This is a genomic window from Rhodococcus sp. 27YEA15 (assembly GCF_049739425.1).
GTDB lineage: Bacteria > Actinomycetota > Actinomycetes > Mycobacteriales > Mycobacteriaceae > Rhodococcus_F.
In genome coordinates this window covers 2,852,744-2,867,935 of sequence record NZ_JBMHHW010000001.1, presented here as the reverse complement: position 1 = coordinate 2,867,935, position 15,192 = coordinate 2,852,744, and the positions used below count along the sequence as shown (strand labels likewise).

Here is a 15,192-nt window from a genome sequence, read left to right as displayed (position 1 = left end):
TTCGAGTGGTGTTGGTATGGATCAACGGCGCATTCGGCGCGGGAAAGACTCAGACGGCGTTCGAGCTGAACCGTCGAGTTCCGGGGTCCCACGTCGCCGACCCCGAGTTGATCGGATTTGCGATCCACAAGATGCTTCCGCGGGGTGCGCGGGCGGATTTCCAAGATCGCCCGCAGTGGCGGTCCGCAACGGTGTCCACCCTCGTCGACGCTGTGAGAGCGCACGACGGACCGGTCATAGTACCCATGACGTTGGTCTGCTCCGAATACTTCGACGAGGTCATGGCAGGTCTGCGTGGCGCCGACGTCGACGTGCGGCACTTCACTCTTCTCGCTTCACCTCAGACACTGGGACAACGATTGCGGGCACGTTCCGGGTACCGGGTCGGCCGCGCGGTGGGACGCCGAGAGACGTGGGCCATGGCGCAGATCGACCGCTGTGTGCAGGTGTTGGGCACAGAACGGTTCGGTGAACACGTCTGGACCGACAACCGGTCGGTGGACGACGTTGTCGAGGACATCGCGCAGCGAGCAGGCCTGACCCTCGCGGCACCCAGGCACCGTGCGGTGCGTCGTCGGCTGAGGCGGATGGCAGTCGGGCTGCGCCACATCCGGGTCTGACGGTTCGGTACGCATCGACGGTCACGGGCGTGCTGCCACTGTTGCCGCCGAGTCGGGGACCAGTCAATGTCGATCGGGCGTGGCGCCGAAAGTCGAACTCGTCGCGATACTGCACGATACGTCATCGGTAGCGTTGGTGGGCAACAGTTCTCGGCCGGTCCGGTATCAGCGGCCGCTACGAACGACCTGACGCGGCGGCCGTATTTGCCGGCAGAACGAACGCGACGACGAGTGCGCCGACCAGCAGGGTGAGCCCGCCCGCCCAACTGGTGGCGGCGATCGCGTCGGCGTAGGCGGAGGATGCGGCATCGAGTAGCGGTTGAGCATGAGCGGCACTGATCGGATTGCCTGCCATCTCCTGTGCGACCAGTGCCGCGCCGCCGACGGATTCGCCGGATACTTCGATCGCGTAGGCCGCTTGCTGCGCCAACTCTCCGGTCAGTTGCGGCAATGGCATTCCGGTCAGGAAGGCTGCTATCGAATCCTTGTAACTCGCGGCGAGGATCGAACCGAGAATCGCAATGCCCAGGGATCCGCCGAGCTCGATGGCGGTGTCGTTGAGGCCGCCCGCGGCTCCCAGCTCGTCCTCGGAGAAATTGCCCATGATCGCGTCGGTGGCGGGCGGTTCGCTGAGGCCGATACCGAGACCGAGTAGGACGAGAGAGGCTGCGAACAGCCAGTATCGGGTGCTGTCGTCCACCTGCGTGAGGATCAGGATTCCCGCTGCGGCGACGAGCATTCCGCCGGCGATACAGGTGCGCGTTCCGATGATCGGGGTGATGCGCCCGCCGGCCACGGCTCCGACGGATACGGCAATGGCCAAGGGCAGCAGCCTTACTCCGGTTTCGAGGGCTCCGTACCCGAGGATGAACTGGAATTGCTGCGAGATGAAGTAGATGGCGCCGAAGGCGGCGAGGAAGAGCAGTAGCACGGCCAGAGCTGCACCGCCGATCATTCGCTGACCGAGCTTGCGCACATCGAGCAGCGGGCGTGGATGGCGGAGTTCCCACGCCACGAATGTCGCCAGGCCGACCGCAGCCACCGCCGCCGCGCCGAGCGGGCCTGCGCCCCAACCGAAGTGAAATCCGTTGATGATCGAGTAGACGAGCGCTCCGATGGTGATCACCGAGAGGACACCGCCTGCCCAGTCGATCCGGTCGAGATTCTCGGCTTTGCTCGGGGGTACGAGGATCGTGGCCGCGATGGCGGCACCGGCGGCGATCGGCACGTTGATCAGAAAGGTGACGTTCCAGGAATGACTTTCGAGCAGCCAGCCCGCCAGCAGCGGTCCGAGTGCGATAGCCAGGCCCGACGTGGCTGCCCACACTGCGATGGCGCGAGTTCGTTCGGCCCTGGGGAAGGTGGCGACCAGCAGAGACAAGGTGGCGGGCATGATGATCGCGGCGCCCACGCCCATGATCATGCGAGCGGCGATCACCGCGTTGGTTGTGTCGGCGAGACTTCCGAACACGGCGCCTGCCGCGAAGACCGCAAGGCCGCCGAGAAGGGCTCCGCGTCGGCTGTACTTGTCACCGATCACGCCGAACAGCAGCATCAGCGCTGCATAGGGAACGGTGTAGCCGTCGATGACCCATTGCAGTTGGGTGCTGGTGAGACCGAGGTCGCGGGTCATGTCCGGTGCGGCGACGATCAGCGCCGTGTTCGCCATGACCACGATCAGCAGGCTCAGGCACAGAACGCCCAGCGCAGCCCAACGCCGTGAGTAGGGCCGATCCATGTCGGACACCGGTTTCCTGAGGAGGAGGGTTGTCACGTCGGAGCTCCGTTCCTGGTGGTCGGTGACGAACATCGACCTGATTGCACGTTGATGTGTAAGTTAATAACTTGCACAAAGGTGTGCAACTACTATTGACGGAGATCACAATCGAGAATCGATGGAGGTGGTGACTGCGGTGACGCAATCCGAAGCCGCGACGACGGGGCTCGGCGGTGCCGGGCGTCGGCAACGTAGTCAGGCCCGCCAGAATCGGGCTCGGATCATCGAGGCGGCGATCACCGCTTTTGCCGCAGATCCCGACTCGAGCATGGACGACGTGGCGCAGGCGGCCGGTGTGGTGCGCCGAACCGTGTACGCGCACTTCGACAGCCGCGAGTCCTTGATCTCCGGAATCGTGGACGAGGCGTCGGCCGATCTGGTCTACGCACTGCAACGGGCCGGGAAGCCGCCGCGAAGTCCGGAACTCGCCACTGCGGTATTGGCGTTGTTGGCGTGGCCGGTGGGGGATCGATTCCGCATGTTGTTGGGATTCGCGCGCCGAGAACTCGGTGACCAGAAGATATTCGACCTCATGGAACCGGCGCGAGCCATCAGCATCGCGGTCGTCGAGCAAGGACAGAAAGACGGGGTCTTCTCCACCTATCTGCCGGCGCAGACCGTGGTGGCCATGACGGAGGCGGTCACCATCACGCTGTTCGACCAGGCGAACAGCGGTATCGTCACGGACTCCGGTGAATCCTTGGCAAAGGTGTGTCTGGTACTCGCCGGTGTCAGCCCGGCAGAGAGTGAGCGGGTGGTCGCCGACGCGTGGAAGTGGATTCGAGAATCGGTGACGTCGGAATCGCCAGGGGTTTAACCAGTGGGCCACGTCGGTGGTGAAGGCTAGACTCCGTGGTATCGAGGCTCACGGGTCGAGTGAGCTGATCGGACCAGGAAGCAGGCCATATTCTCCACGTGAGCGAACGCAACGGTAACCGCGCAACCATCATTGACGAGCGCGCTCAGCCCGCAGAGCGCACAGTTCGATCCAGTCTGGATTTGGCGCCGGAGACCGTGCGTCGAATATTGGGATCGAGTGATGAAAATCTGACGGCCCTCGAGCAGGACCTCCGCGCGGACGTTCATGTCCGTGGTGGCACGGTCACCTTGTCCGGCACGCCCGCCGACGTCGCTCTCGCCGAACGGGTGTTCGGCGAGTTGGCATCACTGGCGGGCCGGGGGCAGACCATTGCCCCGGACGCCGTCCGTCGAACCGTGGGCATGTTGACGCAAGAAGTCGGGGAGTCCCCGGCCGAGGTACTCTCCCTCGACATCTTGTCGCGGCGCGGTAAGACGATCAGACCGAAAACCCTCAACCAGAAGCGGTACGTCGACGCCATCGACGAGAACACCATCGTCTTCGGCGTCGGTCCCGCCGGTACCGGCAAAACGTATCTGGCCATGGCCAAGGCGGTGCAGGCGCTGCAAGCCAAGCAGGTCTCCCGCATCATCTTGACCAGGCCTGCCGTCGAGGCGGGAGAGCGGCTCGGTTTCCTGCCTGGCACGCTGCACGAGAAGATCGACCCGTATCTACGGCCCCTGCACGACGCGCTGCACGACATGATGGATCCCGAGGCGATTCCGAAGTTGATGCAGGGTGGAGTGATCGAGGTCGCTCCGTTGGCCTACATGCGAGGTCGCACACTCAACGACGCATTCATCATCTTGGACGAAGCGCAGAACACCACGGCCGAGCAGATGAAGATGTTTCTCACTCGCCTCGGATTCGGATCGAAGATCGTCGTCACCGGCGACGTCACCCAGGTCGACCTTCCGGGCGGCGCACGATCGGGCCTGCGTGCGGCCACGGAAATCCTCACCGGGATAGGCGATATCCATTTCGCGAAACTCGACAGCAGTGACGTGGTCCGGCACCGGTTGGTCTCCGACATCGTCGACGCTTACGAACGCCACGAAACGGAACGGGATGCGGATTCGAAGGTGGGGAACCGGGCGCAGCGGCGCGCTGCGCATGCACATTCGCCGCGACGGTAGGCTGATCGACGCATCAACCCCTACTTTCAGCAGGAAAGAGCGTCGCACATGAGCATCGAGGTCTCGAACGAATCGGGCATGGACATCTCCGAACAGGAGTTGATCAGTGTTGCCCGGTTCGCGATCTCACGGATGGATGTTCATCCGGCGGCCGAGTTGTCGATGGTCCTCGTGGATTCGGCGACGATGGCCGACTTGCATGTTCGGTGGATGGACCTGCCAGGTCCTACCGACGTGATGTCCTTTCCGATGGACGAACTCGAACCGGGCGGCCGCCCGGATTCTCCGGAACCGGGACCGTCGATGCTCGGTGACATCGTGTTGTGTCCGTCGTTCGCCGCCGATCAGGCCGACAAGGCCGGGCATTCCCTCGCGCACGAGTTGGCGTTGCTCACCGTTCACGGCGTCTTGCACCTCCTCGGCTACGACCACGCCGAACCCGAGGAGGAGAAAGAGATGTTCGGTCTGCAGAACGAACTCCTCGCGCAGTGGTACGAAGATCTGCGCCGCCAGGAGCGGGAGGCCGCATTGGCCGAACGTGACCAGCGCCTTCTCGGCAAGACCGGCTTCGTCGACGGAGCGGACCTATAACAGTCTCGCAGAGGTGTTTCGACATGAGGCAGGTGTTCCGACATGAGTAGCGCCGTGGCTCTCATCGTGCTGGCAATCGTCCTGGTGCCGATCGGCGGCGTGTTCGCCGCCGTCGACTCGGCGCTCAACACAATTTCGTCGGCTCGCATCGACGAAATGGCGAAGGACGAGCGTGCCGGGGCGCAACGAGTTCAACGCATCCTGACCGACCGGCCGCGGTACGTCAATCTCATGGTGTTGCTGCGCATTCTGTGTGAGATCACGGCTACGGTCGTCCTCGTCGGCGGCTTGATCGACGTGTTCTCACTGGGTTGGGCGTTGGCGAGCACCGCCGTCATCATGGTCCTGGTCTCGTACATCGTGATAGGTGTCGGACCGCGCACGTTGGGCCGTCAGCACGCGTATTCGATCGCGTTGGCAGCATCGTTGCCGCTGTTGTGGATCGGTGTCCTCCTCGGGCCGATCAGTCGCCTTCTGATCCTGGTCGGCAATGCGCTGACGCCGGGTCGAGGGTTTCGCAACGGTCCGTTCGCGTCGGAGATCGAGTTACGCGAGCTCGTCGACATGGCGCAGGAACGTGGCGTCGTGGCAGACGAAGAGCGGCGAATGATCCAGTCCGTCTTCGAACTCGGTGACACGTCCGCACGTGAAGTGATGGTGCCCCGTACCGACATGGTCTGGATCGAAAGCGACAAGAGTGCCGGCCAGGCCACGTCGTTGGCCGTGCGAAGCGGTCATTCACGACTGCCCGTCATCGGGGAGAACGTCGACGACATTCTCGGCGTCGTGTATCTCAAGGACCTGGTGAAGCAGACCTATCATCTGCCGGACGGCGGTCGGAGCGTCAATGTCCGGGAAGTCATGCGCCCGGCAGTGTTCGTCCCGGACTCCAAGCCGCTCGACAGCCTGTTGGCCGAAATGCAGCGCGATCGCAATCACATGGCGGTTCTCGTCGACGAGTACGGCGGAATCGCGGGGCTGGCCACCATCGAAGACGTCATCGAAGAGATCGTCGGCGAGATCGCCGACGAGTACGACCAGGACGAGACTCCACCCGTCGAAGATCTGGGCGACGGGCGGTTCCGGGTGTCTGCGCGTCTGCCCATCGAGGATCTCGGTGAACTGTTCGATCTGGAATTGGAAAACGACGAGGTCGAGACTGTCGGTGGACTGATCGGTTACGTCCTTGGGCGAGTTCCGCTGCCCGGATCCGAGGTCGGCTACGACGGACTGACTCTGCGAGGAGAGGGAACCAGTACCGGACGAGGTCGGGTGCGGATCAGTACCGTACTCGTGCAACGTGTACCGAAGGTCGAGAAAGACGATGTGGAAGTCACCGATGGCTGACCGGGCGTCAGCTGTCGGTGCACGGAAAGACAGCAGTACGCAGGCGGACGTCGTCTTCGTGCCGAGCGAGCGTTCGTCGAATGAGGAGTGGTTATGAGCAAGGATGAATTCCGTTCGGGATTCGTATGTTTCGTGGGGCGGCCCAACACGGGTAAGTCCACATTGACCAATGCGTTGGTCGGCAGCAAGATCGCGATCACGTCGTCACGTCCGCAGACGACGCGGCACACGATTCGCGGCATCGTGCACCGTGAGCACGCTCAACTGATCCTGGTGGACACACCGGGGCTGCACAAGCCGCGCACTCTCCTCGGTCAGCGCCTCAACGACCTGGTGCGCGACACGTACTCCGAGGTCGACGTCATCTGCCTGTGTATCCCGGCCGACGAGGCCATCGGTCCCGGCGACCGCTGGATCGTGCAGCAGGTACGGCAGATGGCGCCGAAGACCAAGCTGGTGGGCATCGTGACCAAGATCGACAAGGTCAGCCGCGATGCCGTCGGCAAGCAGTTGTTGGCATTGTCCACGCTGCTCGGTCCAGAGTCCGAAGTGGTGCCGGTATCGGCGCAGTCCGGTGAGCAGGTCGAAATTCTGGTCGACGTTCTGGCCGGTCTCATGGATGAGGGCCCGGCGTTCTACCCGGACGGCGAATTGACCGACGAGCCCGAAGAGGTCCTCATGGCGGAACTGATCCGTGAGGCCGCACTCGAAGGGCTCGGCGAGGAACTGCCGCATTCGCTGGCCGTCGTCATCGAAGAGGTCATCCCGCGCGAAGGCCGGACCGAGAAGCAGGGTGAGATGCTCGACGTCCACGCCTTGCTGTACGTGGAGCGGCCGAGCCAGAAGGGCATCGTCATCGGCAAGGGTGGCGCCCGACTGCGCGAGGTGGGTACCAGCGCCCGTCTGCAGATCGAGAAGCTGCTGGGGGTGCGGATCTTCCTGGAGTTGCACGTGAAGGTGGCCAAGGACTGGCAGCGCGATCCCAAACAGCTGGGCCGGCTGGGGTTCTAGGGGCTCCGCCGCGCTGTGCGCCTTTGTGGTGGCGGGGACTACCGAATAGGCTCACCGGGGTAGGGGTTTCGGATGCTGAGCAACTCTCCGGGAGTGCAGTTCAGGGCTGAACACACCGCTGTCAGCGTCGAGAATCGGATCGCTTTGGCTCGGTCGTTCTTCAACACCGAGAGATTGACGACGCTTACCCCGGCCAGTCGGGAGAGTTCGGCCAGCGTCATTGCTCGCGACTCGAGAAGTTCGCCGAGATGGCAGGTTACTAGGTGATCGGCCGGCTCACCCATCAGACGAGTCCGTCGGTGTCTTCGGCAAGTTTGGCGCCTTGCCGTGTCAAGACGTACACGAACTGGATGAAGGAAGCGATACCGATCGCGACGAAGTATCCGACGGCACTGCTGTGAGCATCGAAATCGTCCAGATCGAGTGCACCGATCACCGAATTGGTGCCTAACAGACCGAAAATCGACGGAATGACCGGATAGGCGACGACCGACACTGCCAGCCCGATCAGGTTGATGCTCGCGAACTTGCTGAACGGGGTTCCGCGAATGACTTCGGCGCTGAACCGGTACGCGAAGTACATGCCCGCCAGAATCACAGTCATGGCCGCCAGCGGTTCCACGATTCGGCAGAATTCGACGAACCCACCGAGACGGCCGAGGTCGGCCTTGTCCACCGTCAGGTCGATTCTGTTCCCGACCGCCAGCTCGCCGCCGAACAGCGGCGTCGGCGGGGTGCCGCTGCGGGGTTCGATCGGTGCGATGACGGCATCGGAGGTGACGACGTCGACAACGCGCCACGCGCTCCACGCGACTGTCGCCGCCGCGAGACAGAGTATCGCCCACATGGTCGATCTCAGAGAACCCCATCCGTATGCCATGACCACTCCATATCGATATTCGATGACAACGATTAGCGATATGGTATCGAAAATCGATATGGGGTCAAGCTCTCGGTAAGCCTTGTCGGTAGTGCGCACTACCGACAAGGCTCACAGGGGCCGAAGGACCCTGAGGATCGAGGCGCCGACGTCCTGATCGTCGACGCCGGTTGCCAGCCGCCGCAGCTGGAGTCCGGTGATGATCGCGACCAACGTCGGTGCCGACAACTCCGGGTCGGGTACACCGAGCGCCGTCAGAATCGTCACCGTCAGGTGGTCGTAGGCTGCGAAGCACTCCGTGGCCACCTTGTGCAGTTCGTGATCGCGTCCGGCGGCGATGTACATCTCGAACGGGGCGATACGTTCGGCCGAGAACGAGAGATCACGCGTCACCTTCTCGGTGAGCGCCGCCGCGTCCTCGACGCTGAGCCCCTGGTCCCGATACTCGTCGGCCAATGCGTGCAGGCGCGTGGTCTCGTCGGTCACGAAGAGCGACAACGCATCCCGCAGCATGTCCGACTGGGTCGGGAAATGGTAGGTGATCGACCCGAGTGACACTCCGGCCTGGGCCGCGATGCGCCTGTTGCTGACGCCGGGAATGCCGTCGGCTCCCACGACGTGCAGTACCGCGTGGAGAATTCGACTCCGAACCTCGCCGCTCACCGATTCACCACCACGGCTCGGGGCGTACCCGATCCCAGTGCAGTACCGACTCCAATTGCGAAGCGAGCGAGACCAACAGCGGTTCGGAGTTCTCATTGCCCATCAACTGCGCACCCATCGGCAGGCCTGCCTTGCTGAAACCGGCCGGGACGTTGATCGAGGGCCAGCCGAGGACGTTCCACGGCCACGCGTACGGGCACGCGCCGGTCATCACCTTGTCGGTCTCCCAGCCGCCGATGCCGTCGATGGCGGTGACGGCGAGTGGTGGCGTCGCGGTGGACGGGGCGAGAACCACGTCGTACTTGTCGAAGATCGCGCCGATCCGGCGTCGCATGCGTGGTTCGGCTGCGCGCGCCGCTTTCAGCGGAGCACCGCGAAGAAAGCTGCCGCTACGGGCATTTGCGCGCGTACGAGGATCGAGGAGTGACACGTCGGGAACGCGTTTGACCCAGTCGTCGACGCCGACGAGTGAGCGCGGCAGGAAGTTCAGCCCGAACACGTGGCCGTAGGCGGGGTCGTCCACGACGACGTGGTGCCCGAGCCCGCGCAGGGTGTCGGCGATAGAATGCACGGCCAGACGCACTTCGGGATGGAGCGTCACGGGCGTGGCGGTGAACGGATTGCGCAGGGACAGTGCGATGTTCAGCTTCCCCGGATCGCGCCCGACGGCGTCGCTGACGGTGACGGGCGTCGGCTTGTGGACGTCGCCGGCGTGATTGCCTGCCGCGACGTCGAGGAGTAGTGCGGCGTCGGCGACAGTGCGGGCGAGTGGCCCGTTGACGGTCAGACCGTAGAAGGCTTCGGCCTCCGGCCACGTGGAGATGCGTCCGCGTTGCGGTTTGATACCCACCAGGTTGGTCCAGGCGGCGGGGATTCTGATCGAGCCGGCGCCGTCGGAACCTATTCCGGCGCTGATCAATCCAGCGGCTACGGCGGCGGCGGTACCACCGGAGGACCCGCCGGGGGTGTGCTCGCGTGAGTAGGGGTTGCGGGTGTAGCCGAACGCGGAACCGCCGGTCAGCGGCCATTGGCCGAGCTCGGGTGCGTTGGTCTTCCCGACGATGACGGCGCCGGCTGCGCGCAGTCGTCGAACCATTTCGGAGTCTTCGGTTTTGGCGGGGAAGTCTCCGGCACACCCGAATGCGGTGGGCTCGCCGGCGATGTCGACATCGTCTTTGACGGCGATCGGAACGCCGAGCAGGGGTGCTCGCTCACCCTGTGTGAGGCGCCGGTCCGCATCGGCGGCTTCGTCGAGTGCCTTCTCACGGCGGACGATCTTGAACGCATTGAGGTGGGGCTGAGTGGCGTCGATGCGGTCGAGTGCCTCCTGCGTGGCGGCGACGGATGTCGTCGCTCCCGAAGCGAGGGCTGCCACCTGATCCACGAGACCGGGTGCATGGCCGTGTTCCGTTCGAGGTCCTGACGTCATCGGGTTCCCTTCCCAAAACTGTTCGTTCGAACGAACAGTAGCTGATTTCGAGTATTGGCGATGTTCGGGTTCGCGTCAAGATCGCATCAAGACGCCAGGTCAGCGCGTAAACAGATCGTAAGAGAACGTAAAAACGGCGATTCGGAGGTCGAAGCTGAGAACGCGATTCCGGGTCGGCAACGGCGTGATCGTCATGGCTGCGATGCACAGCAGCGCGGCAAAGATTTCGAAGAGGGAAGCTCATGGCCGATGTGGCCTACGTTGCTCTGATACTCGGTGGTTTTCTCGTGTGCGCACTGGTGTTGCGCGCCCTGCAGGCGAGCGCTCCCAAATGACCGTCGCCGGTGTGGTGAGCGTGCTGCTGATCGTGATCGCCGCTGCCTTGATCATCTATCTGCTCGTCGCACTCGTAGACCCTGAGAGGTTCTGATGGCGCCTGCACTGGCAGCCGGGCTGCAGATCGGGTTCGTCCTCGTGGTCCTGGCGATCGCGTACGTCCCGGTCGGGGACTACATGGCCCGCGTGTACACCTCGACCCGCGACCTTCGAATGGAACGTCTGATCTACCGAGTCGGGCGCATCGACTCGCGCGCCGAGCAGACCTGGTACGGATACGCGGGCAGTGTCCTGGGGTTCTCCTTCGCGAGCGCCCTGTTCCTGTACGTACTACAGCGCATTCAGGGTGTGCTCCCGCTGAGCCACGGACTGTCCGGCGTCAGCCCGGCCGTCGCGTTCAACACGGCGATTTCCTTTGTGTCCAACACGAACTGGCAGTCGTACACCCCCGAGACGACGATGAGCAATCTGACGCAGCCGCTTGGCTTGGCTGTGCAGAACTTCGTGTCGGCGGCGGTGGGAATGGCGGTGGCGATCGCCCTGGTGCGCGGTTTCATCCGGGTCTCGCGCGGCGGCGAGATCGGTAACTTCTGGGTCGACCTGATTCGCGGTTGCCTGCGAATTCTGCTTCCGTTCTCCTTCGTGATCGCACTGATCCTGTTGAGCCAGGGCGTGATCATGTCTTTCCACAGCAATTTTGCGTCCACCGGCCTCGACGGCACCTCGGTGAGCAACGCGCTGGCGCCCGTTGCATCACAGGAGGCGATCAAGGAACTCGGCACCAACGGCGGTGGCATCATGGGCGCCAACTCGGCGCACCCGTTCGAGAATCCGACGCCGCTGAGCAATATCGTCGAGATCCTGGCGATCCTGCTCATCCCGGTGTGTCTTACCCGCACGTTCGGAACGATGGTGGGAGACCGTAAGCAAGGTCTGACGCTGCTGGCCGTCATGGGCATCCTGTGGGCAGGATTGACGGCCGTGACACTCGCCGCCGAGTCCGGGGCACGCGGCATCGCCGCCACTGCGGCCGGGTCGATGATGGAGGGCAAGGAAGTTCGGTTCGGCATCCCCGGCTCTGCACTGTTCGCGGTCTCAACCACCGGAACGTCCACCGGTGCTGTCAACTCGGCGCACGACAGTATGTCGCCGCTCGGTGGCGGCGCGGTGAATCTGAACATGCTGCTCGGCGAAATCGCCCCTGGTGGTGTCGGAACCGGGCTGTACGGGATATTGGTCCTCGCGCTGATCGCGGTCTTCGTGGGCGGACTGCTGGTCGGTCGCACGCCGGAGTATCTGGGCAAGAAACTGGGCCGACGCGAGATCACCCTCGCCGCGCTCTCGATCCTCGTCATGCCTGCTCTGGTGTTGATCGGTACCGCAATCACGGTCATTCTCGCCTCGACGGTGGGTTATCAAGGCAATAGCGGAGATCCGGGTACTCCCGGATCGATCCACGGCTTCAGCGAGGTGCTCTACGCCTTCGCGTCGGCGTCGAACAACAACGGCAGCGCCTTCGGCGGATTGACCGTCACCAGTGACTGGTTCCAGTCGTCACTCGGAATCTGCATGCTGCTCGGACGATTCCTGCCGATTCTCTTCGTGCTCGCCCTCGCCGGGGCGCTGGCGTCGCAGAAGAAGGTGGCTCCGACGGCAGGCACCCTGTCGACGTCCGGACCCATGTTCACCGGTTTGCTGACCGGCACCGTCGTTCTGGTAGCAGCTCTCACATTCTTCCCGGCCCTGGCATTGGGCCCGATCGCGGAGGCACTTCAATGACCGTTCACACCGACGAGAAGCCGGTGGTGGCAGAAAGTGCTGCCGCCGAACGTGATTCGGGTTCGTCGCGGCACGTGCAGGCCGGCGTGTTCAATCCGAGGCAGATGATCACGGCGCTGCCCGGCGCCGTACGCAAGCTCGACCCGCGTCACCTGGCCCGCAATCCCGTCATGTTCGTGGTGTTCGCCGGATCGGTGATCACGACGATCATGGCGATCGCCGATCCGTCGGTGTTCGCCTGGGTGATCACGCTGTGGCTCTGGTTCACGGTGATCTTCGCGAACCTCGCCGAATCCGTCGCGGAAGGCCGTGGCAAAGCGCAGGCGGCCAGTCTGCGCAAGGTGAAGCAGGACACCACCGCACACCGCATCATGGCGAGCGGCAGGATCGAATCGGTATCGGGCACCGAACTGGTGGTCGGTGACCGCGTGGTCGTCGTGGCCGGCGAGGTCATTCCCGGTGACGGCGACGTCGTCGAGGGCATCGCGTCCGTCGACGAATCCGCGATCACCGGTGAATCCGCTCCGGTGGTCCGGGAATCAGGCGGTGACCGGTGCGCCGTCACCGGCGGTACGACGGTGCTCTCCGACCGCATCGTCGTGGAGATCACCGCAGCGCCGGGAAGTTCGTTCGTCGATCGGATGATCGCCCTGGTCGAGGGCGCGTCGCGACAGAAAACTCCGAACGAGATCGCACTGAACATCCTGTTGGCGTCGTTGACCGTGATCTTCCTGCTCGCCGTGGTCGCCATCGGACCGATGGGGCTGTACGCCGGGCACGAGCAGGACCCGGTCAAGCTGATCGCACTACTCGTCTGCCTCATCCCGACGACGATCGGCGCGTTGCTCTCGGCCATCGGCATCGCGGGCATGGATCGACTGGTACAGCGCAACGTGTTGGCGATGTCGGGCCGCGCCGTGGAGGCGGCGGGCGATATCGACACGCTGCTGATGGACAAAACCGGAACCATCACCTACGGCAATCGTCGCGCGACGGCGCTGCACCCCGCGCCGGGCGTCGCGGCTGCGGATCTCGCTGCGGCAGCGCGGTTGTCGAGCCTGGCCGACGGAACCCCCGAAGGGCGGAGCATCGTCGACCTGTGCGCGGCGGAGTTCGGCCTCGAGGCCGAACCCACCCCGGACGAGGAGCGCGCCGAATTCGTTCCGTTCACCGCCCACACCCGGATGAGTGGCCTCGACCTCCCGGATCGGGAAATCCGCAAGGGTGCAGCCGATGCCGTGATGAACTGGGTGGTTCGCGGCGGCGGACAGGCAGCGGTGGAAGTGACGGACACCGTGAGCGAGATCGCCCAAGCCGGTGGTACGCCGCTTGTCGTGGCCGTCAAGGACGGAGCGGCGACGACGGTGCTCGGTGTCATCGCACTCTCCGACGTGGTCAAGCCCGGAATGGCGGAGCGATTCGCAGAATTGCGGGCAATGGGAATCCGTACTGTCATGATCACCGGCGACAATCCGTTGACGGCCAAGGCCATTGCCGACGAAGCCGGAGTCGACGACTTCATGGCAGAGGCGACGCCGGAGGACAAACTGGCGCTCATCCGCAAGGAACAGGAAGGTGGCCGACTGGTCGCGATGACCGGTGACGGTACCAACGACGCTCCGGCCCTCGCCCAAGCGGACGTCGGAGTGGCGATGAACACCGGCACGTCGGCGGCCAAGGAAGCCGGCAACATGGTGGATCTCGACTCTGATCCCACCAAGCTCATCGAGGTCGTCGAGATCGGCAAACAGTTGCTCATCACCCGAGGGGCGTTGACCACGTTCTCTCTGGCCAACGACCTCGCGAAGTACTTCGCCATCCTGCCGGCCCTGTTCAGTGGCATCTATCCGCAGCTGGGCGCCTTGAACATCATGCATCTCGCCACGCCGGAATCGGCGATCGTCTCTGCCGTCATCTTCAACGCGTTGGTGATCGTCGGGCTCATTCCGTTGGCACTCAAGGGCGTTCGCTACCGACCGTCGACGGCGTCGCAGCTGCTCGGCCGCAACCTGCTGATCTACGGACTCGGTGGCGTGATCACCCCGTTCGTCGGTATCTGGCTGATCGATCTCGTTGTTCGTTCGATACCTGGAATCGGGTGACCTGACATGCGTTTGACACTTCATTTCGCCAAGCAGGCGTGGGCGGGACTGTTGGTCCTGATCGCGCTGACCGCCGTCCTCGGTGTGCTCTACCCTGCCGCGGTGTGGGGAGTCAGTCGGATCAGCTCCGGTTCGGCAGAAGGCTCCTCCCTCGTCGATTCGAGTGGCTGCGTGGTCGGGAGCGCGTGGATCGGTGTTGATCCGCAGGTTGCTTCGGGCCAGAACGATCCGTACTTCCACAGCCGCGTCGTCGGCTCGGTGACGGACGGCGATCCGTTCACCCCCGGCGACCCGGCAGCTGCGCTGCCGTCGAATCTGGGGCCGAGCAATCCGACGCTGGCCGACTTCGTCGAGCAGCGCCGGGCGGCGATCGCGGCTCGTGAGGGCGTCGACCCGTCGGCAGTGCCCGTCGACGCGGTCACCGGTTCCGGTTCGGGCATCGACCCGCAGATCAGTCCCGCGTACGCCGAACTGCAGGTCCGCCGCGTCGCCGCGAACAACGGGCTCCCCGAGTCCCAGGTACGGGAACTGGTGGCGGAGCACACCGACGGACGGCAGTTGGGCTTCCTCGGTGAGGAGCGCGTCAACGTTCTCGCGCTCAATCTCGCCCTCGGATTGAAGGCGCCTACCTGTGCGAGCCCGTCGACTGGTGGATGATTGTC

15 protein-coding genes are annotated in these 15,192 nt (G+C 64.0%); 10 read left to right on the top strand and 5 right to left on the bottom strand.

The genetic code is table 11. The annotated features are described in order from the left end of the window. Positions 1 to 8 precede the first annotated feature (8 nt). A complete protein-coding gene (locus ABH922_RS13300; protein WP_424807359.1) occupies positions 9 to 620 on the top strand; it encodes an AAA family ATPase in 612 nt (203 codons plus the stop codon). Positions 621 to 795: 175 nt separating this feature from the next. Here ABH922_RS13300 and ABH922_RS13295 read toward each other — a convergent pair whose 3' ends face one another. Further along, the gene (locus ABH922_RS13295) at positions 796 to 2,358 is read right to left on the bottom strand and encodes an MFS transporter (RefSeq protein WP_424809667.1); all 1,563 of its coding nucleotides are present in this window, start codon (positions 2,356 to 2,358) and stop codon (positions 796 to 798) included. A gap of 175 nt (positions 2,359 to 2,533) precedes the next feature. Between ABH922_RS13295 and ABH922_RS13290 the strand changes: the two genes are divergently transcribed. The 5 genes from ABH922_RS13290 (at position 2,534) to era (ending at position 7,341) form a co-directional block, all read left to right on the top strand. Further along, positions 2,534 to 3,214, top strand: coding sequence for a TetR/AcrR family transcriptional regulator (locus ABH922_RS13290; protein WP_424807358.1), 681 nt, complete (start codon positions 2,534 to 2,536; stop codon positions 3,212 to 3,214). A gap of 98 nt (positions 3,215 to 3,312) precedes the next feature. Then, positions 3,313 to 4,392 carry a PhoH family protein gene (locus ABH922_RS13285; RefSeq protein ID WP_424807357.1) on the top strand — a complete coding sequence of 360 codons (1,080 nt, stop codon included), beginning with the start codon at positions 3,313 to 3,315 and terminating at the stop codon, positions 4,390 to 4,392. 48 nt (positions 4,393 to 4,440) lie between these two features. Next, entirely contained in the window at positions 4,441 to 4,983 is a 543-nt protein-coding gene (gene ybeY / locus ABH922_RS13280; RefSeq protein ID WP_424807356.1) for an rRNA maturation RNase YbeY, read from the top strand. A gap of 42 nt (positions 4,984 to 5,025) precedes the next feature. Next, the gene (locus tag ABH922_RS13275; protein ID WP_424807355.1) at positions 5,026 to 6,330 is read left to right on the top strand and encodes a hemolysin family protein; all 1,305 of its coding nucleotides are present in this window, start codon (positions 5,026 to 5,028) and stop codon (positions 6,328 to 6,330) included. 93 nt (positions 6,331 to 6,423) lie between these two features. After that, entirely contained in the window at positions 6,424 to 7,341 is a 918-nt protein-coding gene (gene era, locus ABH922_RS13270; RefSeq protein ID WP_424807354.1) for a GTPase Era, read from the top strand. Positions 7,342 to 7,379: 38 nt separating this feature from the next. On the opposite strand, the gene ABH922_RS13265 is transcribed toward era, so the two are convergent. The 4 genes from ABH922_RS13265 to ABH922_RS13250 all read right to left on the bottom strand — a co-directional run bounded on the left by ABH922_RS13265 (position 7,380) and on the right by ABH922_RS13250 (position 10,313). Next, positions 7,380 to 7,625, bottom strand: a complete 246-nt coding sequence (locus ABH922_RS13265) for a helix-turn-helix domain-containing protein (protein ID WP_424807353.1) — start codon at positions 7,623 to 7,625, stop codon at positions 7,380 to 7,382. Beyond that, complete coding sequence (locus tag ABH922_RS13260; protein ID WP_424807352.1) at positions 7,625 to 8,221, bottom strand: hypothetical protein; 597 nt, start codon at positions 8,219 to 8,221, stop codon at positions 7,625 to 7,627. Before ABH922_RS13260 ends, ABH922_RS13265 begins: the two co-directional genes overlap by 1 nt. 111 nt (positions 8,222 to 8,332) lie before the next feature. Continuing rightward, positions 8,333 to 8,884 (bottom strand): TetR/AcrR family transcriptional regulator, encoded by a 552-nt coding sequence (locus tag ABH922_RS13255; protein WP_424807351.1) that lies wholly within the window; start codon positions 8,882 to 8,884, stop codon positions 8,333 to 8,335. 4 nt (positions 8,885 to 8,888) lie between these two features. After that, positions 8,889 to 10,313 (bottom strand): amidase, encoded by a 1,425-nt coding sequence (locus tag ABH922_RS13250; RefSeq protein WP_424807350.1) that lies wholly within the window; start codon positions 10,311 to 10,313, stop codon positions 8,889 to 8,891. A 331-nt stretch (positions 10,314 to 10,644) separates the two neighbouring features. Between ABH922_RS13250 and kdpF the strand changes: the two genes are divergently transcribed. From kdpF to ABH922_RS13230, 4 genes are read left to right on the top strand one after another with little or no spacing between them, the layout of a single operon-like run. Continuing rightward, complete coding sequence (gene kdpF, locus ABH922_RS13245) at positions 10,645 to 10,743, top strand: K(+)-transporting ATPase subunit F (RefSeq protein WP_424807349.1); 99 nt, start codon at positions 10,645 to 10,647, stop codon at positions 10,741 to 10,743. Next, on the top strand, positions 10,743 to 12,428 hold the full coding sequence (gene kdpA, locus ABH922_RS13240; protein WP_424807348.1) for a potassium-transporting ATPase subunit KdpA: 1,686 nt from the start codon (positions 10,743 to 10,745) through the stop codon (positions 12,426 to 12,428). Before kdpF ends, kdpA begins: the two co-directional genes overlap by 1 nt. Then, the gene (gene kdpB / locus ABH922_RS13235) at positions 12,425 to 14,530 is read left to right on the top strand and encodes a potassium-transporting ATPase subunit KdpB (protein WP_424807347.1); all 2,106 of its coding nucleotides are present in this window, start codon (positions 12,425 to 12,427) and stop codon (positions 14,528 to 14,530) included. Before kdpA ends, kdpB begins: the two co-directional genes overlap by 4 nt. A gap of 6 nt (positions 14,531 to 14,536) precedes the next feature. After that, positions 14,537 to 15,187, top strand: a complete 651-nt coding sequence (locus ABH922_RS13230; RefSeq protein WP_424807346.1) for a potassium-transporting ATPase subunit C — start codon at positions 14,537 to 14,539, stop codon at positions 15,185 to 15,187. Positions 15,188 to 15,192 lie beyond the last annotated feature (5 nt).

Excerpts from the sequence above, each read along its gene's own strand:
- ABH922_RS13250 (WP_424807350.1), bottom strand. The coding sequence starts at position 10,313 with ATGACGTCAGGACCTCGAACGGAACACGGCCATGCACCCGGTCTCGTG.
- ABH922_RS13265 (WP_424807353.1), bottom strand. The coding sequence starts at position 7,625 with ATGGGTGAGCCGGCCGATCACCTAGTAACCTGCCATCTCGGCGAACTT.
- ABH922_RS13275 (WP_424807355.1), top strand. The coding sequence starts at position 5,026 with ATGAGTAGCGCCGTGGCTCTCATCGTGCTGGCAATCGTCCTGGTGCCG.
- ABH922_RS13295 (WP_424809667.1), bottom strand. The coding sequence starts at position 2,358 with ATGGATCGGCCCTACTCACGGCGTTGGGCTGCGCTGGGCGTTCTGTGC.
- kdpA (WP_424807348.1), top strand. The coding sequence starts at position 10,743 with ATGGCGCCTGCACTGGCAGCCGGGCTGCAGATCGGGTTCGTCCTCGTG.
- kdpB (WP_424807347.1), top strand. The coding sequence starts at position 12,425 with ATGACCGTTCACACCGACGAGAAGCCGGTGGTGGCAGAAAGTGCTGCC.
- ybeY (WP_424807356.1), top strand. The coding sequence starts at position 4,441 with ATGAGCATCGAGGTCTCGAACGAATCGGGCATGGACATCTCCGAACAG.
- era (WP_424807354.1), top strand. The coding sequence starts at position 6,424 with ATGAGCAAGGATGAATTCCGTTCGGGATTCGTATGTTTCGTGGGGCGG.
- ABH922_RS13260 (WP_424807352.1), bottom strand. The coding sequence starts at position 8,221 with ATGGCATACGGATGGGGTTCTCTGAGATCGACCATGTGGGCGATACTC.
- ABH922_RS13230 (WP_424807346.1), top strand. The coding sequence starts at position 14,537 with ATGCGTTTGACACTTCATTTCGCCAAGCAGGCGTGGGCGGGACTGTTG.
- kdpF (WP_424807349.1), top strand. The coding sequence starts at position 10,645 with ATGACCGTCGCCGGTGTGGTGAGCGTGCTGCTGATCGTGATCGCCGCT.